General features: G+C 69.2%; 12 protein-coding genes and 1 pseudogene. 7 read left to right on the top strand and 6 right to left on the bottom strand.

Going from position 1 to position 17,223, the window contains the following annotated elements; translation table 11 throughout:
- Positions 1-26 precede the first annotated feature (26 nt).
- Positions 27-443, top strand: coding sequence for a DUF2809 domain-containing protein (locus OG819_RS53365; protein ID WP_266657122.1), 417 nt, complete (start codon positions 27-29; stop codon positions 441-443).
- 520 nt (positions 444-963) lie between these two features.
- Here OG819_RS53365 and OG819_RS53360 read toward each other — a convergent pair.
- Positions 964-1,533, bottom strand: coding sequence for a TIGR03086 family metal-binding protein (locus OG819_RS53360; protein ID WP_266635970.1), 570 nt, complete (start codon positions 1,531-1,533; stop codon positions 964-966).
- A gap of 205 nt (positions 1,534-1,738) precedes the next feature.
- On the opposite strand from OG819_RS53360, the gene OG819_RS53355 reads away from it, so the two are divergent.
- Positions 1,739-2,320, top strand: coding sequence for an alpha/beta hydrolase fold domain-containing protein (locus tag OG819_RS53355; protein ID WP_266657120.1), 582 nt, complete (start codon positions 1,739-1,741; stop codon positions 2,318-2,320).
- A gap of 161 nt (positions 2,321-2,481) precedes the next feature.
- Here the strand turns inward: OG819_RS53355 and OG819_RS53350 are convergent, their stop codons facing one another.
- On the bottom strand, positions 2,482-3,819 hold the full coding sequence (locus OG819_RS53350) for an IS110 family transposase (protein ID WP_266647905.1): 1,338 nt from the start codon (positions 3,817-3,819) through the stop codon (positions 2,482-2,484).
- Positions 3,820-4,212: 393 nt separating this feature from the next.
- On the opposite strand from OG819_RS53350, the gene OG819_RS53345 reads away from it, so the two are divergent.
- Together OG819_RS53345 and OG819_RS53340 are read left to right on the top strand one after the other, a co-directional pair.
- The gene (locus OG819_RS53345) at positions 4,213-5,292 is read left to right on the top strand and encodes a PP2C family protein-serine/threonine phosphatase (RefSeq protein ID WP_266657118.1); all 1,080 of its coding nucleotides are present in this window, start codon (positions 4,213-4,215) and stop codon (positions 5,290-5,292) included.
- A 171-nt stretch (positions 5,293-5,463) separates the two neighbouring features.
- Positions 5,464-5,682 (top strand): annotated as a pseudogene (locus tag OG819_RS53340) (GNAT family N-acetyltransferase); the annotation flags it as partial.
- Between the two features lie 52 nt (positions 5,683-5,734).
- On the opposite strand, the gene OG819_RS53335 reads toward OG819_RS53340, so the two are convergent.
- Together OG819_RS53335 and OG819_RS53330 are read right to left on the bottom strand one after the other, a co-directional pair.
- A complete protein-coding gene (locus tag OG819_RS53335; RefSeq protein WP_266657116.1) occupies positions 5,735-6,331 on the bottom strand; it encodes a nucleotidyltransferase family protein in 597 nt (198 codons plus the stop codon).
- Between the two features lie 32 nt (positions 6,332-6,363).
- Complete coding sequence (locus OG819_RS53330; RefSeq protein WP_266635974.1) at positions 6,364-6,633, bottom strand: transposase; 270 nt, start codon at positions 6,631-6,633, stop codon at positions 6,364-6,366.
- A 39-nt stretch (positions 6,634-6,672) separates the two neighbouring features.
- Here OG819_RS53330 and OG819_RS53325 point away from each other — a divergent pair, with 39 nt between their 5' ends.
- Positions 6,673-6,837: a hypothetical protein gene (locus OG819_RS53325; RefSeq protein WP_266635976.1), complete on the top strand. Its 165-nt coding sequence runs from the start codon at positions 6,673-6,675 to the stop codon at positions 6,835-6,837.
- A 154-nt stretch (positions 6,838-6,991) separates the two neighbouring features.
- On the opposite strand, the gene OG819_RS53320 is transcribed toward OG819_RS53325, so the two are convergent.
- The gene (locus tag OG819_RS53320; RefSeq protein WP_266657114.1) at positions 6,992-10,669 is read right to left on the bottom strand and encodes a S8 family serine peptidase; all 3,678 of its coding nucleotides are present in this window, start codon (positions 10,667-10,669) and stop codon (positions 6,992-6,994) included.
- An 826-nt stretch (positions 10,670-11,495) separates the two neighbouring features.
- Complete coding sequence (locus tag OG819_RS53315; protein ID WP_266657112.1) at positions 11,496-13,226, bottom strand: FAD-binding protein; 1,731 nt, start codon at positions 13,224-13,226, stop codon at positions 11,496-11,498.
- A 300-nt stretch (positions 13,227-13,526) separates the two neighbouring features.
- Here OG819_RS53315 and OG819_RS53310 point away from each other — a divergent pair, with 300 nt between their 5' ends.
- Both OG819_RS53310 and OG819_RS53305 read left to right on the top strand, forming a co-directional pair.
- Entirely contained in the window at positions 13,527-16,334 is a 2,808-nt protein-coding gene (locus OG819_RS53310) for a LuxR family transcriptional regulator (RefSeq protein ID WP_266657110.1), read from the top strand.
- A gap of 158 nt (positions 16,335-16,492) precedes the next feature.
- Positions 16,493-17,185: a sigma factor gene (locus tag OG819_RS53305; RefSeq protein WP_266635984.1), complete on the top strand. Its 693-nt coding sequence runs from the start codon at positions 16,493-16,495 to the stop codon at positions 17,183-17,185.
- Positions 17,186-17,223: the final 38 nt, after the last annotated feature.

Raw genomic sequence — 17,223 nt, 5'->3', positions numbered from 1 at the left:
ACGCGGCCGGATGAGAGGGTGTCCGCATGACAGATCCACTGGTGACCGACGGCGGCCCGGTGCGCACCCGCCTCATGGCGGCCGGGGCGGCCGTGCTGACAGTTGCCGTGGGGCTTGGGGCCAGGGCCGGGATGGAAGGAGGCATCGCCAAGTACGCCGGGGACACGCTCTACACCACCCTCGTCTACGCCCTTGTCGTCCTGGCCGCGCCCCGGGCGAAGCCCGTGACGGCTGCCGGCATCGCGCTGGGGATCAGCTGGTCGGTCGAGTTCCTCCAGATCAGCGGGGTGCCCGCGGAGCTGTCCCGGCGGAGCGTCGTCGCCCGCCTCGTTCTGGGCTCCACTTTCCACACGCCCGACCTGTTCTGGTACGCCGTCGGAGCCACGCTCGGCTGGTTCGTCCACACCGCAGGCCGAGGTCAACCAGCGAAGCGGCGCACATAGCGCCGCTGCCAGGGGTCGCGGACCAGTGCTTGCGGTTCTTGGCGTCGTCGGCCCCGCACACGCGGGGTAGCTCCGACATCGAGGATCGAGCGGCACGAAGGCGACAGTCCCACCGCAGCACAGGCAGCAGCCGGCGTCCACGCCCTGACTCACCGTCAGACACTGACGCGCCCAACAACGTGACAGCGCCCCGAAGACCCCCAACCGACGCGTACTCATCAACGCCAAGACCGCCCTGGGGACCGGGCCCGTCAGCGCCGAATACCTCAAGCGGCACCTCCTGCACCGGGGCGTCTACCTCGAACGCATCCGCGGCGACCGGCTACTGCACGGAGCTCTGACCGTCGGCGCCGACCCGCTGCACCTCGCCCTGGTCTTCAACCTGTCCCACACCACCGCGAGCCGCTACGCGACCATCGCCCAGAGCTTGCTGGACGACCAGATCGAGCGGGGCGCCTGGAACGAATGAGTAACCTGCCAATCAGGCGCTCGGGGGGCGGTCAGTTGCCATCGATCGGTGTCACAGCTGCGGTGGAACCGGCCGGCCGAGAAACGCGGCAAGCCGATCGATGGCCGGAGCGGTCTCCTCGACGGGTTGGGGCTCGGCGAATCGTCCCGTTCGGGACTGAGCGGAGAATTGGACCTGAACGAACGCCAGGCTCTGCTCGGCAAGGTCTTCGGGCAGCAGGGCAGGGATTCCGGTCGCCTGGGCGAGGTCCCATCCGTGAGCGAGCAGATCGTACAGGCGGATCTGCAAGCGCTCGGCGCCCGTGGCACTCCCCAAGGGTCCGCGATAACTCCGCTCGAGTACCCCGGGACGGGCGAAGGCGGCCTGCAGCGACGCGCTGGAGGCCCGGTAGGCTCCGACCGGGTCGTCACCGAGGGGGTCTGCTCCGCGCTCGGGCATTGGGCCACCCTCGAGCATGGCTGTGAACACCAGGTCCATGCCGACCAGATGGCGGACCACCCCGCGCACGTTCCATTCCGTGCACGGCGTCGGCGCCTTCCATTGCTCGGGGCGGACCTCGGCGATCAGGTCGCCCACGGTTTCGGATGCACGTGCGAGATCTTCAACAGAAACGGTAGTCATCCGGGGAGACTACGGCGTCATCTGCCCGGCTGCCCACGGGTTTCGCGTCGGTGCGGAAGCCCTGTCGAACCGAGATACCGCGCGATCGTTCGACGTCGATGAGTGGCACCTTTCGCAGGTACCTCCTCCGCCCACCAAAATCAGCGATGAGGAACCCACCACACTTCCGAGCACGCCTACAGCGTGAGCTGGTGCTCGCAGTCGCGTGGAGGAGCTGCGGGAGGAGGCCGGCCGTATCCAGGCCGAACTGGCCCTGGCCGAACTGGCCGTGGCCGAACTGGCCGTGGCCGAACTGGCCGTGGCCGAGCGGGAACGGCAGGAGTGGGCCATCGCCCGCTCGCGGGTCGGCGAAGTGCTGGCCCCGGCGGACGAGACCGGGCAGGACCACGCCCGGGCCGACCTGACCGTGCCGGCTGCCGAGGAGCAGTCCGGAAAGACCGCGCAGGTGCCGGAGGCGGCGAAGTCGCAGGTGCCGGTGTGGGGTGCCGCTTGCTCCGCCGCCTGCTCCGTAAGCATCTGCGAGAGATGCCCCCACCGCAGGTGGCGACACGGACGTCGGAGAGGTTCAGGCCTTCTCGGCGACGTGCTTGCCGAGGTCGAGGTCGGCACTCTGGACCTCTTCCGCGATGAGGACATCGAGTACGCCCGGCGGTTGAACGCCGCGGCCGTGCCGACCGAGCTCCACGTCCACCCCGGAGTACCCCACGCGTTCGATGCGCTTGCACCTGCTGCTGACGTGTCCATGCGCTCGACCGCCGACCGCATCCGGATCATCACCTCGTTCTGAGAGGGCGCGACGGGCCGTTCGCTTGTTCACCGCGGCGGCTGCCACTGAACGTCTGGAAGTGAGCCGCTGACCGGAAAACTCAACGGTCAGATGGGGATGGCGAGATAGCCCCTCGATGGTGACGGTCGGGGGCTGGTGTGGGGCGGTGGGGTCGTGGGATGTCAGGCGGCTGCCGGGGTGAGGGTGACGTCGTGGCCGAGGGCCTTGAGCTGGCGGACGAGGTCGCGGCTCTTGCGGGCCGGGTCGAGGTTGCGGGTGTGGAAGTCGGGGCCGAGGTCTCGGTAGCGGGCGGTCGGGTCGTTCATGAGGTGCCAGACGGCGACCAGGATGGAGCGGGCGACGGCGACCAGGGCTTTCATGTGGCCGCGGCGTTTGACGATGCGGCGGTAGCGGGCGCCGAGGAAGGTGTCGGTGCGGGCGGCGGAGATTGCTGCTTCGCCGAGGGCGCCGCGGAGCCAGGGGTTGCCTTTGCCGGTGGGGCCGGAGGTGTTCTTGTTTCCGGACTGGAGGGTGCGTGGGGAGAGTTTCGCCCAGGACACGAGATGGCCGGCGGTGGGGAAGACCGTCATGTCCAGGCCGGTCTCGGCGAGGATGACCTGCGCGGTGCTGGGGCCGACGCCGGGGATCTCGTCGAGGCGTTCGGTGTCGGTGATCGGTATGAGGGTGCCCTGTCCGGGGCCTTCGTCGTCCTCGGTGGTGGACAGCTCGGCCAGACGCAGGGTGATCCGGGCGGTGAGCTTGTCGATCTGCACGGTGAGGTAGTCGACGGTGTCCAGCAGCATCCGGCACATGAAGGCGTGGTGTTCTTCGAACCGGCCGGTCAGGGCCTCGGCCAGGGTGCTGTGGCTGGCCTTGATGGTGCCGTGGGCCAGGTCCGCCAACGCCTTGGGGCTGCGTTCGCCCGCGATCAGTGCCTCCAGCATGGCCCGGCCGGAGACGCCGAAGATGTCGGCGATCACGGTGGACAGCTTGATCTGGGCGTCCTCGAGGAGTTTCTCGGTGCGCTGCTTGTGGCGGGTGCGCTCGTGGGTCATGACGGCCCGGGCCCGGGTCAGATCGCGCAGTTCACGGACCGGCTTCGGGGGTACGAACGAGGGCCGGAGCATGCCGCGTTCGGTGAGCTTGGCCAGCCAGACCGCGTCCAGGCGGTCGGTTTTGGGCCGGCCCGGGACGTTCTTGACGTCACGGGCGTTGACCAGCCAGCACTCCAGACCACGCGATTCCAGCAGAAAGAAGTACGGCTTCCAGTAGGTCGACGTCGCCTCCATCACCACCCGGGTGACGCCCTGGCAGACCAGGTGGTCGGCCAGGTCCAGGATCGCGCCGCTGGTCGCGACGGTGTTGAAGACCCGCTGCACGCGCTTGCCGGGCTTGTCCTCGTGCGGCACCCGCACACAGACCATGCCCGACGCCTTGGCGATATCGATCGCCGCGACACGGGCCACGAGCTCCTCGGCCTGCTCGATCTCCTCGACGCCACCGTCGTCGGTGTCCGCCATGCACAACTCCCTGGTATCGATCCGTACGGGCCGACGCCTGCCCAGGGGGCCGCGGGGGAGCGAAAATCTGACCGGCGTGCTCGATGGCAACAGTGCGTGGCCCCTCTGCGGCCCCGGCACCAGACTGACCTACGGGCTCAACGTCCCAACGAGCTACCGGCGTCGGCGGGCAGGCGCCGCAGCCATGTTTTCACGCCGGCAAGGCGCACCCGAAGGGAACAGGGGGACTGACCTGCCGGAAGAGACTCGCTGCTCGTCGGGCCGCTCCGGGGGCCCGGTCAAGCGGCTGGTATGCCGAGGGAGCCCGCATCGGGGCAAAATGGGCGCATGGATATCCGGCGTGGGCGTTTGTCGCGGGATCGCCTCCTGGAGGAGCCATCGAACCGCGGGCTGGTGGCGATCCCGCTCATACTGATCGTGGTAATCACCGTGCTGGATCTCTACACGCCAGCCGATGTCCATCTTGGGCCTCTGCTGGTCATCGCGCCTGCGCTCACTGCCTCTCTCTCCGGGACGCGGCTGACCGCTCTCGTCGGGGCCCTCGCGGTGGCGGCCCTGGTGCTCGTAGCCGTGCTCGAAGGCGGACTGACCACGGCCAACCGCATGGCGCAGATCCTCGCGCTGCTCGTCCTCTCCGCCCTGACAGTTTTCCTGCGATACGTCACGGAGCGGCGTGAGCGTGCGCTGAGCCGGGCACGCTCGGTGGCGGCGACCACGCAGCGGGTTCTGCTGCGGCCTCCGCCGCGCCGGATCGGGCCGTTGCGGGTGGCGTGGCTGTATCTGTCCGCGGAGGACGAGACGGAGATCGGGGGTGATCTCTTTGCGGTCGGCCGGGCCGGGCATGCCGCGACCCGGGTGGTGATCGGCGATGTGCGGGGCAACGGCCTGGCCGCGATCGGTGAGGCTTCGCTGGTGCTGAGTGCATTCCGTGAGGGCACTCACCGCTATGCCTCTCTGCTTGAGCTGGTGGCTGCCCTTGACGACAGCGTCTGCCGGAACGTGGAGGACGTGGCAGACAGCAGGCACGATCCCGGCGAGCACTTCATCACCTGCCTCGTCCTGGAGATCCCCGACGAGGGCCCGGGGGCCCACATGGTCAACTGCGGGCACCCGCCGCCGCTGCTGGTGACCGATCAGCAGGTGACGGTTCTGCACGCCCGCCGCCCCCTGCCGCCGCTGGGCATGGGCGAACTGCCCATCGAGGCGCGCCGCACCGACCCGTTCACCTTCCAGGCCGGCGACATGCTCGTGCTCTACACCGACGGTGTCATCGAGGCCCGCTCACCGGCCAGAGCGTTCTATCCGCTCGCCGAGCGGGTCGCATCCTTCCCCGCCGCAGGCCCCGACGATCTGCTGGACCGGATCCACCGCGACCTGCTCGCCCACATCGGCGGCCCTCCCGCTGACGACGCCGCCATCCTCGTCATCGAACACACCCCCGCGCACCACCTCCTTCGGCCCCGCACCCACTAAGGGCTGTCCCGTAATCCCCGGCGGGCGCACGACGACAGCTACGGCACCTCGCCGCGTTGTCGGATCGCCCGAATACGCCCAGTATGAGGACGACCCTCCGCCTTGCGATGCACCGCATCTGACGCCGCGCGCTGATCCACCGAGGATTACGGGACAGCCCTTAGAAAAGCCTCAGTCGATCCAAGCAACTACCGCGCGGTCTGGAAGACGGTCGTCGATTCGTATGCAGATGCCGCCTTCACCGAGAGGTGAACGTTCGAGAGCTTCCTCGCCACTGCCGACCCGACCTGCTGGCGGGCGGCTTGGGATGGGGAAAGTATGGCCGGGGTCGCCCTGTGCTCCATCCCTCGGCACGACCCGACTGTGGGCGAAGTCGAAGAACCGAGCGTTGATGGCGATTCTTGAAATCGGCTCTGTCCGCGGTTTCGTTTCGTGAAGGCCATCAGTTTGGCCATGGCAGGATGGTGAGCTCCGGCCACTCGTCCTGCCAGCGTGCCGCCTTGGTCTCATAGACCTCCCGTGGGGCAAGGACCGGGTTGGGCCGCACGACCAGGTTGAACACGTCGGAGAGCCCGTGAGGTGCATAGACGCGCCACCCTGTATCGGGGCCCAGCCGGACGCCCAGACAGCACGTCGTCGCAGCGAAGCAGTCGATTGCAGTTTCGGTGGACTCATGCGGCGGACAGGGCACTCCGAACTTCTCCTCGTACCAAAGATGCACGCGGGCTTCGTTGCGGATCTCCACCTCGGCCGGCAAGTCGGCGAATAGCTGGCGACCCGCTTTGATCACAGCGTCCTCTGCTTCCCATGAGAGGTCGCTGCTGTCGAAGTAGAAGATGTCGTAGTCCTTGATGCCGTTGGTCGGGGGTCGGCCGGTGACCACGTTCCACACGGTCTGGAACAGACAGCCCGCCGTCACATACCAGCCGGGCAAATCCAGTGTTGCGGCCCTGGTCATCACGTCAGTCAGGATTTTGTTTTCGGAGAGCACGGAGCGCAAGCCGTCGAGTTGCTCATCGAGAGGAAGTCGGCCAAGCATCCGCCTTGCCTACCACGATCACTGTCAGAGCATCACGGCCGAGTGAGGATGCGGGTTCGGAGGAGTTCGAACGAAGCCCGGCCATACATCGCTCTCTTGAGTGTTTTCACCCGGTTCACACGGCCTTCGACCACGCCGGAACTCCATGGGAGGGTGAGTCCGGCCGTGACGGCGTCGAGGTCCTGGCGCAGGAAGCCGGCGAAGCCCTTCATGGGCTTCGGTGCGTCCTGCTCGGCCTGGCGGATCCACTCCAGCAGCGCTCCTGGCGAGTCGGTGTCGAAGGACGCGACCACGGTCACCATGCCCCGTACCGGGATACCAGTTCCGGCGGTCAGGACTCGATGACGCCGTACGTCTTCGCCACCAGGATCGCGGTCCGACCGGCCAAGCAGGTCGTCTCGGTGACGCTCTCGGCGGCGGACGACGGTACCAATCACGTCTTCGCCGTCGGCTTCGGCGGCCAATCCGCCATCGGCGATGCCAGCCGCACAACTGACGCCATGTGAAGGTTCCGTCCCGGTCTTCGCGGACCGGGACGGAACCTCTTGTTCGCGTGCGAAGCGGCGTCGTCGACCCGCCCGTCGAGCGACACCGGCCACCGACCGCAACTCCCAGCCCTGCGGACCGTCGTGCTGCAAGCGTGGTCCGAAGCGGACGGGGCTACTTCAGGCCGAAGGCCCGGACCACCGTCTGGCTGACGCTGTTGCCCCGGGAGTCCCGGGCCGTGGTGCGCAGCGTCACGAAGCGGGCACCGGGCGGGGCGTCCAGCCGCCCATGCCAGTCACTGCCGTTGTGGCGCAGGTCGATCGGGTGCCAGGTGGTTGCGTCGTCGTAGGAGACCTCTACGGTGACCTTGTCGATGGCGCCCGCCCCGGTGGCCCGGGCCGGCTGAGACGGAGTGACGGACAGCTCGGTGTGCCGCTGTGCCCGGCCGGAAAGGTCGGTCGGCACGCCGTAATCCAGCTGGATCAGCGGCAGCGGCAGCTGCGTTGTGTAGTCGGTGAAGGCGGAGGTGAACCCCCACTCGGTGTGCGTGCGGGGCGAGTACGGCCGGCCGGGGATCTCCTGGGTGCCGTCCACCACGAGTCGGTACGGCAGCGGATCGGGGGTCACGTCCGCGAAGAGGGAGGAGTCGCCCTGGCTGAGCAGCTTGTCGCCCTGGTACAGCGACACGTCCGCGGCCGCGTCACCGTCGTCGATCGTGCCCACGTGCCTGCGGGCGTCGCCCCAGGCGGGCATGTCGTAGACGGCGAGGATGTCACCGACCCGGGAGGGGGCGGTGACCAGGGCGCTGTCGCTGAGCAGCCGCGGGCGCTGGACCGGCGCGAACCATGTTTCCTCGGTGGTGCTGCCCGGCCGGTACGAGACCGACGCACCGATCTCGGTGAGGTCCAAAACCGCTTCCTCGCTGACCCACCGCACACCGGGATCGGCGGTGACCCAGGCCGTGTACTTCCCCTGGGCGTCGACCGGGGTGACGGCGGCGGACATCGGCCGGCCGGTGTCGACCGACACGTCGTAGCGGATGTCCAGCGCCTGGCCGGGCCTGGTGTCGCGGACGTCCTCGTCGATCCGGGCGAGTTCGCCGGGGCCCGGCCGGTAGGTCAGCGCCGCGGGGACAGCTCCGTGATGGTGCTGCACCAGGTCGTAGAGGTACTGGGCGTAGGGGTGGGAGACCGTCCTCAGTGCCGCCGTGCCGCGCTGGATCCGGCGTATGAGCAGCGCACCCTGGTCGGCGTCGAGAGAGGCGACCGGCAGTGCGGCGGCGTCCTCCGGCGGGAGGTCGGCCCAGGCGTCGAGCCGTCCGTAGCCGTCGTTCACGATCAGCAGCAGCCTGGCGCCGGCCTTGGCGGCAGCGGCGGCCTGGTCGGTGGCGGCCACGGTGTCATTGCGGCGCACCACCGCGATCCTGTTCCGCAGGTGGAGCCGGGCGAAGTCCGTGGCGGCGCCGTCGCCGGCGTAGACCGCCCCGTAGACAGCCGTTCCCTGCGGTAGCGGCGGCGAGTAGCTCTGGATCTGCGCGTCGCCGTACGACGTTCCCGCGAAATCGAGCGTCAGCGGCGGCTGCACCTGGCGCCAGCGGGTGGTGAAGGTGTAGGAGCCCTGGGTCACCTTGGGCGTAGGAGTGGCCCACAGGCTGTCGTAGCGGGGCTCCAGCTGGTAGCTGTCGGTGAAGGGGACCAGCTTGCCGTAGGACCGGTACTGGTCCACCTGCATCGTGCTGTTCGTGGTGCGCTGCGGGGTGCGGGCGCTGACCTTGCGCAGGTCGGCGGCGTCGAACACGACCGTCCGGTCGGTGTCCAGGTCGACCTGGGGTGCGCTGAGCACCGCGCGGCCGAGCGAGTGCGAAGCCTCGATGCCCGGCACATCGGCGTACATCCAGGCGGAGTACGTGCTCGCGGGCAGGCTGAGGTCCAGGTTGCCGGTCCCGTCGATGTCGTAGACCTTGGGCATGGTGTTGTGGGCACTGTCCTTCAGCACCAGGGTTCCCGAGAGCCCCCCGCCCTGCCGGTCCTTGGCCTTGATGGTGAGTTCGACCCGCCGGCTCTGCTTGGTGACGCCGATGGGCGTGTGCGTCCGCAGCACTCCGTCGGGGCCGGTGGCGGTGAGCACGGCACTGTAACCGGCGTCGTCGGCCGCCGCGTCCAGGTGGCTCACCACCCCCACCGTGCTGGTGCCCTGCGCGGGCACGGTCACCTGAGAGGTCGTCAGCGTGAACAGACCGGCCGCCACACCCGGGGCGTTCAGAGCCAGGTCCAGAGTGACCGGCTGCGACCCGGTGTTGGTGTAGGTCACGTCCTTGCGGACCGTCTGGCCCGCCGTGTACGGCCAGTGGACGGAGGCGAAGGCGGTCCCGGTGGCGAACACCGTGCCGTTCACTGCGGCGGCGACGTCGAGCCGGCCGCTCCCACCCGCGTACGGGCTGTACTGCGCGGTGGTTTTGGTGGTGCTGACCAAGGCGTCCTTGAGCTGCTGTCCGCTCCAGCCGGGGTGTGCGTGGGCGAGCAGGGCGGCGGCACCGGCGGCATGGGGCGTCGCCATGGAGGTGCCGCTCATGGTGAGGTAGGAGCCCTCTCCTTCCGGAGAGTACTGCGAGCGAGCCGCGGTCACGTCGACGCCTGGCGCGGTGAGCTCGGGCTTGAGGGCGTTGTCGCCCGTGCGCGGGCCGCGGCTGGAGAAGGACGCAAGTCGGTCCGAGCTGTCCACCGCGCCGACCGTCAGCGCCGCGTCCGCCGTTCCGGGCGTGCTCACACTGTACGGAGCCGGGCCGGAGTTGCCGGCGGCGATGACGAACAGCGTCCCGGTCTCCGCGCTCAGGCTGTCCACCGCCTGGCTCAACGGGTCGGGGCCGTCGGTCGCGTCGGAACCCAGGCTCATGCTGACGATCTTGGCGTGCTGGTCGCGGGCGGCCCACTCCATCCCGGCCAGGATCCAGGAGTCCTGTCCGCTGCCGTCGTTGTCGAGCACCTTGCCGATGTGCAGCGAGGCGCCGGGGGCCACGCCCTTCTCCTTGCCGTCCGAGGCGGCCCCCGTGCCGGCGATGGTCGAGGCGACATGGGTGCCGTGGCCGTGCCGGTCGGTGACGTCCTCACCGGGCACAAAGCTGGCCGTGGCGGCGATCCGGCCCGTGAAGTCCGGGTGGGCGGCGTCGATGCCCGTGTCCAGGACCGCCACGTCCACGCCCTGGCCGGTGTCTCCGCCCTGCCATACCTGCGGAGCGCCGATCTGCGCCGTGGTGTCGGACAGCGCGGCCTTGGCCTTGCCGTCCAGCCAGACCTTGGCAATCCCGTCCGCCAGGGCGGGGGCGGTCCCGGCGGTACGAGCGGACACGGACCCGCCGCCGGTGACGGATGCCCAGAAGTCGGCCGCACGGGCATGGCTCTGGGACAGCGCCGCACCGCGGATGCTGCTCAGGGCGAGCGTCTGGTGCGCACCGGCCGGCACAGCCGTCTTGCGCGAGCGCACGGCGGTGTCGGTGTACGTGACGATCAGCGGCAGGTGGTCGCTGTGCACGTCGTCATAGCCGTCCGCGAGGAGCTCGGTGACGTCGAAGAGGTGCTCGTCGAGCACGCCCGACGCGAGGAACGGCAGGGCCGAGTCGGGATACGCATACGTGTCCTTGCCGACCGTCATGACATGGGCAGCCACCGGGCCACCGCCGGGGCCGCGGACGGTCGCGGCGACATGCCCGTCGCCGGTGTGCGTCACCGTGACCTTGTCACCCGTGATCAGGGTGACCGTATGCGGCCCTCCAGTAGGGGCGTCCGTCGGTGCGGGCAGGGCGGCGGCAGCAGTCGGCTTGGCTGCCGACGCGGCGTCAGCCGGTGCCGAAGCCACCGACGTCAGCACAGCGAACGCGGCACCGAGGACTGCGAGCCCTGGTCGCCGGGAGCGGGGAAGAGGCAACTGTAGGTCCTTCTTTCCAGGCGTCGGCGCATACGAACGTTCCGAACGGCACCGACGCGTGATCATTACCTCCCCGCCCCACCCGGGTCTCCCTGGGTGGGGCGGGCGTTTTCGGGAGGGGGGTGCCTCGGTAGGCGCCGGCGCCCTCGCGGCCTACGACGGCCGGGTGCGATCTCTCGGGAGCCCTCCTCCTGAGCGGACACACCAGCATTGCCGCCGGCCTCCGCCACTACGCCCGCGATGTCACCCGACCGCAAGGATCAGCTATGAGCGCGGAACCACTGTTCAATTGACCGCCACCACGGCCGAGTTGTGACACTGCCTCCCCCACATGTTTGTGTAGATCATGTGAACGCGCCCCGACGGGTTGGTCGCTGGGCGGTGCGGGGGCGGAGGCGGGTGACGCGATGTCGTGGCTGACAGGCGGTGGTTGTCGCGGTAGGTCGGTTCCATGAGGTGCCCGCAAGGTGGTGGGCTGACCGCGGAACGACGGGAATGCGGCGCGGGTGGCGGGAAACCTTCGGTGATGCGACGTCGTTCAGGCAGGATCCGGCAGTTGGCCGAACACGTTCCTCGGCGCGTGTTACAAACGCCTGGTCAAGCGCCGAGGCCACGGGAAGGCACTGGTGGCAGTCGCCCGCTCGATGCTCGTCATCGTCTGGCACCTACTCAGCGATGCCGACGCCCGTTCCCTCGCCGACCTGGCCGACACCGTGGTGGCCGGTGACGCCATGCCTCCCGCGCCGAGGACCGTCTCCTACTCGAGCGGCTTGCCGTCGGCCGAGTCGTCGTGCATCAACTCAGCGATGTCGGTGGGGATGGGAGGGATGGGCTCGCGGCGCACCCCGGTCTCCGGCGACCACACCAGGTTGACTTTCAGGTCCGGATTGAGATCGGGGTAATCGGAACGGATGTGACAGCCTCGTGTCTCCCGCCGCTCCAACGCGCACTCGAGTGTCGCTCGAGCGGCGAGAACGGAGGACCTGAGGTTGAAGGCGTACGCGAGGTCCTGGAAGCCACCGATGTCGACGTGCACGCCCACGTCCACCATTCGGGTCTCGATCTCGTCGAGTTTGGCGAGCCCGGCGGCGAGCCCGGCCTCGTCTCGCACGACGCCGGCGTGCTCCGTCATCAGGTGGCGCACTGACCGTTGCAGCGCGCGGACGTTCTGGTCGCCGTCAGCAGTCAGAAGCCGGTTCACGTCCGCCTGTGCGGCGCGAATCGCTCCTAGCGACCGTTGCTGGCCGGTGAGTCTGGCCGAGTACTCCGTCGCGGCCCGGCCGGCGATTTGACCGTAGACGAGTAGTTCGATCAGCGAGTTTCCTTCCAGCCGGTTCGCGCCGTGCAGACCACTGGCGGCCTCCCCGATCGCGAAGAGCCCGTTGACATCGGTGCTGTGGTCCTCAGGCCGGACCCAGACACCGCCCATGGAGTAGTAGGCAGTCGGTGCGACCTCGATCGGGTCGCGGGTGACATCGACCATCTGCAGGTCCAATAGGGTCTGGTGCACTCGCGACAGCCGCGCCAGGACCATCTCACGCGGCAGGTGGGACAGGTCGAGCCACACGCCGCCGGCCTGGGTTCCGCGCCCCTCCTTGATCTCGGTGTAGCAGGCCCGCGCGACCCTGTCCCGGCCGGAGCGTTCCATTCGCTCGGGTTCGTAGCGCATCATGAACCGCTCCCCGAGGTTGTTCAGCAGGATCCCGCCCTCGCCGCGTGCGGCCTCGCTGAGAAGCGTGCCGGCCGCGTTCTCCGGCTTGATCAGCCCGGACGGGTGGAACTGCACCAGTTCGGTGTCGCGCAACCGGGCACCGGCCTCGGCGGCGAGGCGGAAGGAGTCACCGGTGTTCTCGTCGCGACGCGAGGACGCACGCCGCCAGATGCGAGTGTGCCCTCCTGTCGCGAGGATCACGGCGTCGGCATGCACGAGGTAGCGCGAGCCGTCGACGAGGTCGAATCCATAGGCACCGAACACCGTCCCGTCGTCGACCAGCAGTCGGGTGACGTACAGGTTCGACAGGACGGGGATGGAGAGCCGGTTCGCGCGTTCGCTGAGCACTCGTTGCACCTCCAGGCCGGTGTGGTCGCCGGCGAACGCGGTGCGTCGGTACGTGTGGGCGCCGAAGTGTCGCTGGGCGATCCGGCCGTCGTCCTGGCGGTCGAAACGCATGCCGTAGCGCTCCAAGTCGTAGATTCCTTGGGCGGCGTTGCGGGTCACCGCCAGCACGGTGCGTGGGTCGGCCAGCAAGCAGCTCTCCTGCAACGTGTCAGCCGCATGCTGCTCCCACGTGTCGGCGGGGCCGGTGGTGGCCAGCGCCGCGTTGATACCACCGGATGCCATGACGGGGCGGGTATCGGCAGCCGGGCGTTTGCCCACTGCGATGACCGCGACACCGGCCTCGGCGACTTCGATGGCTGCTCGAAGGCCCGACCTACCGGTTCCCACCACGAGGACGGACGTGGCGAGTTGGCGCTCGAGCGATGACATGGGACCTCCTGTGACGGCGGACGGACGATAGGCAGTGCTCGACCGGATAGCGGCGCCGTTTGTGACAATCCCCGAGCATTTCTCGGTGTGGAGTCCGTCACAGCCATTGAGATATCAGGCTGTCTGCGTGATGTGTGGCGACTAGCGGCTTTAAGTGCTTGATCCGCCCTGTTTTATTGCATAAGAACTCATTCGTCCCATGCCTCAAGTAGTCCGGCATAGAGGGAGAGAGCCGTCCCAGGTATCGTTGCAGCCATCGTCCTGGGAGCCGTCCCAGGCGTTCCCTAGGAGCCGCGCTGCATGGTCGCCAGCCCGCTTCCCGACCTGGTTGGCCGGCATCGCGAGTGCGCGGCGCTCGACGATCTGCTGGTCGGCCTGCGTGAAGGTGGGTCCCGAATACAGGTGATCCGTGGCGAAGCAGGCATCGGGAAGTCGGTGCTTCTGGAGTATGTGGCCGCCCAGGCGTCACGGGTGACGGTGACCCGGGCGCAAGGCATCGAGGCCGACATGGAGTTGCCCTACGCGAGCCTGCACCAGCTGTGTGCGCCGTTCCTGGCCGAGGTCGGAGCGTTGCCGGGACCCCAGCGCGATGCCCTCCGCGTGGCGTTCGGGATGGCGGCCGGAGACCCGCCTGACCGCTTCCTGGTCGGCCTCGCCGTGCTGACTCTGCTCACCCGGGCCTCAGAGACCCGACCGGTGCTCGTCGTGGTCGACGACGCCCAGTGGCTGGACCAAGTGTCCTTGCAGACACTGGAGTTCGTGGCTCGGCGACTGCTCGCCGAGGCAGTCGCGATGGTGTTCGCGGTACGCGACCCTGAGGGGCAGGACGCACTCGCCGGTCTGCCGGAGATGCGGATCGGCGGTCTCGATGCCGCCGCGGCCGGAGAGCTCCTCGAGGCCGCCGTCGGCGGACGGCTGGAGAAGCGGGTCCGGGACCGGTTCGTGGCCGAGATGCACGGCAACCCACTCGCGCTGCTCGAGTTCTCCCGCGGCCGCAGCGCCGCCGAGCTGGCATACGGCTTGCACTCGATATCCCCGAGTGTCCAAGGGACGGTGTCGAGCCGCCTCGAACGGGACTTCGCCAGCCGGCTCGGTTCGCTGCCGGCGCCGACCCGGACGCTGCTGCTGATCGCCGCGGCGGAACCGGTCGGTGACCCGCGTCTGCTGGTCCGCGCAGCCACCTCTCTGGAGATCACTCTCGATGCCGGACCGGCCAAGGTGGCCGGCCTGATCGAGTTCGGTGAGTCCGTTCGGTTTCGACACCCGCTGGTCCGTTCGGCGGTCTACCACCAAGCCGCCCCCGAAGAACGCCGAGCGGTGCACCGGGCGCTGGCCGCGGCCACGGACCCGGTCCTGGATCCCGACCGGTGTGCCTGGCATGCCGCGCAGGCCGTCGACGGGCCGGACGAGGAGGTCGCCGCGGGGCTGGAGCAGGCCGCCGGCCGAGCGCGGCAGCGCGGCGGCATGGCCGCCGAGGCGATACTTCTCGAGCGCGCGGCCGAGGTGACGCCGGACTCCTGGCAGCGGGGGCGCCGAGCTCTCGCGGCCGCCGAGGCGCACTTCTCGGCCGCCTCGCCTGACCGCGCCACGGGGCTGGCGACGCTGGCCGAACTGTGTCCCCTCAGCCCCTTGGACCGCGCCCGCTTGGCGCGCCTGCGTGCCAGGATCCTCTTCGCCCGCAGCCGCAACGACGAGGCGGCACCTCTGCTCCTCGATGCCGCCGCACAGTTTGCTGCCGCCGGGTCGCCACTGGCACGGGAGACCTACCTCGGGGCGATCAGCGCGACCATCTTCGCAGACAGGGTCCACGGTCCGACAGGTGCCCGCGCTACAGCGATCGCGGCCCGCGGGTCCGGGGCGCCCTCCTCGGGCTCCAAGGCCGCCGACCTGCTCCTGGACGGTGTAACCACGCTCCTCGCAGACGGTTACGAGACCGGTGGCCCGGCACTGCGCCGCGCGCTGGAGCCTCTTGCGCACGAGGACCTCGGCACCCGGGAGGCAACGATGCGTTGGCTTCTCATGGCCCCGGTCGCACTGGAGGCGTTCATTCACTACGCCTGGGACCTGACCGCGTGGAACACGCTGGCGACTCGTGCCGTGCGCCTGGCTCGCGACATCGGAGCGCTCAGTGAGCTGCCACCGGCACTGGTCTACGCAGGCGGGGTGCACATACACACCGGCGACTTCGCCGAGGCAGCCCGGATGATGGACGAAGCCGACGCGCTCGCCGCCGCGACCGGCCACGCCCCTCACAAATACGCGACGCTTGTCCTGGCCGCGTGGCAAGGCGACGAGGACGCTGCCGTCGGCATCATCGAAGACGCCAAGGCGAGCGCCGCACACGGTGGCGAGGTGTCCCTCCTGGGCGTCACGGGCTACGTCCAAGGCCTGCTGTTCAACGGCCTGGCACGCTACGACCAGGCCCTCGTGGCCGCTCGCTCGGGCATCGAGCACGACGGATTCAACTTCACCGGCCTGTCGCTGGTCGAACACATCGAGGCCGCGACCCGGTGCGACGAGCTCGACCAGGCCCGCGCCTCGCTTGCCCAGCTGGTCGAACTCACCCGCGCCGCCGATACCGGATGGGCCCGTGGCGTCACCGCACGCAGCCAAGCTCTCCTCACCGACGGTGACGAGGCCGATGATCTGTACCGGATCGCGCTCGAGGAGCTCGGCCGTGACCGCGTGGCCGTGAAGGTGGAGGTGGCACGCACCCACCTGCTGTACGGCGAGTGGCTGCGCCGGACCCGCCGCCGTTCGCTGGCCCGAGAGCACCTTCGCACGGCCCACGAGATGTTCGACGGAATGCGGGCCAACGCGTTCGCCGAGCGAGCTCGCCGCGAGCTGCTCGCCACTGGCGAGCGCGTCCGAGCGCGGGAAACCGAGCCGGCGAGCGCCCTGACCCCACAGGAGTCGCAGATAGCGACTCTCGCCGCGCGCGGCATGACGAACCCGCAGATCGGTGCGGAGCTGTTCATCAGCCCGCACACCGTGGAGTGGCACCTGCGGAAGGTGTACACGAAGCTCGGGATCACCTCACGTCGCGCGCTGCCGGGTGCCCTCGCGATCGCCCCGGCCTCGGATACCAGGGGCGCGGGCACGGTGTAATCCGGCTGAGAGCCGGTGCGGGGGGGGAGGGTGCGGGGGAAACCCCCGGGGGTCCCTACGGACTCGACCACGGACTTCCAGGGCGCGGTGAGCGGTGCCGCGGACCGAGGGTGGAGCCATCGCCCTCGATGGGCGCCATCCACAAAGAGGAGTCCCCGATGTCCGCGCCCACCCTGGAGATGACAACGCCGGCCGAAGCCCCGGTCGCCCGGTCGGCCGAGGACGACCTGGACCGCGCCCTCGACATCTTCCTGGCCCATCGGACACGACTGTTCCGCATCGCCTACAAGGTTCTCGGCGACGTCTCGGGAGCCGAAGACGTGGTCCAGGAGATATGGCTGCGCTGGCAGCTCACCCACCGCCCGAAGATCGAGAATCCAGAGGCGTTTCTGACCACGGCCACGACCCGTCTGGCGATCAACGTCATCCAGTCCGCGCGACACCGCCGCGAAACCCCGGCCGAGTCGCAGTTGGTCGAACTGGTCGACCGGGCCTCCCAGGATCCCGTGCTGCGTGCCGAGCAAGCCGTGGCGATCGAGGAGGCCCTGGCCCTGCTCATGGCGAGGCTGACGCCGGATGGGCTGGCCGCCTACGTGCTGCGGAAGGGCTTCGATTTCGCCTATGCCGATCTTGCGGGGTTGCTGCGGATCAGCGTCCCGAACGCACGGGTACTGGTCCACCGCGCGCAGGCCCGCCTCGCGGGTAACCGCGAGCGGCCAGTCCCGGCTGAGTCACACCGTCGCCTCGTCGCCGCCTTCCAGACCGCGGCCGGCACCGGTGACCTCAAAGGCCTCACGCAGTTGCTCGCCCCCAACGGCCATGCGCACCGCTTGCCGTCGCGGACCCCTTGATCGTCTCGTCCGGGTCCGGGTCCGGGTCCGGAGATGGA

It is taken from the genome of Streptomyces sp. NBC_01549, from assembly GCF_026339955.1.
GTDB lineage: Bacteria > Actinomycetota > Actinomycetes > Streptomycetales > Streptomycetaceae > Streptomyces.
This window is presented reverse-complemented; position numbering and strand designations above follow the sequence as displayed.

Bases quoted from the DNA above. Each gene is read 5' to 3' on its own strand.
- OG819_RS53365 (WP_266657122.1), top strand. From the start codon at position 27: ATGACAGATCCACTGGTGACCGACGGCGGCCCGGTGCGCACCCGCCTC.
- OG819_RS53360 (WP_266635970.1), bottom strand. From the start codon at position 1,533: ATGACTACCGTTTCTGTTGAAGATCTCGCACGTGCATCCGAAACCGTG.
- OG819_RS53350 (WP_266647905.1), bottom strand. From the start codon at position 3,819: ATGGCGGACACCGACGACGGTGGCGTCGAGGAGATCGAGCAGGCCGAG.
- OG819_RS53335 (WP_266657116.1), bottom strand. From the start codon at position 6,331: ATGCTTGGCCGACTTCCTCTCGATGAGCAACTCGACGGCTTGCGCTCC.
- OG819_RS53330 (WP_266635974.1), bottom strand. From the start codon at position 6,633: ATGGTGACCGTGGTCGCGTCCTTCGACACCGACTCGCCAGGAGCGCTG.
- OG819_RS53325 (WP_266635976.1), top strand. From the start codon at position 6,673: ATGACGCCGTACGTCTTCGCCACCAGGATCGCGGTCCGACCGGCCAAG.
- OG819_RS53315 (WP_266657112.1), bottom strand. From the start codon at position 13,226: ATGTCATCGCTCGAGCGCCAACTCGCCACGTCCGTCCTCGTGGTGGGA.
- OG819_RS53310 (WP_266657110.1), top strand. From the start codon at position 13,527: ATGGTCGCCAGCCCGCTTCCCGACCTGGTTGGCCGGCATCGCGAGTGC.
- OG819_RS53305 (WP_266635984.1), top strand. From the start codon at position 16,493: ATGTCCGCGCCCACCCTGGAGATGACAACGCCGGCCGAAGCCCCGGTC.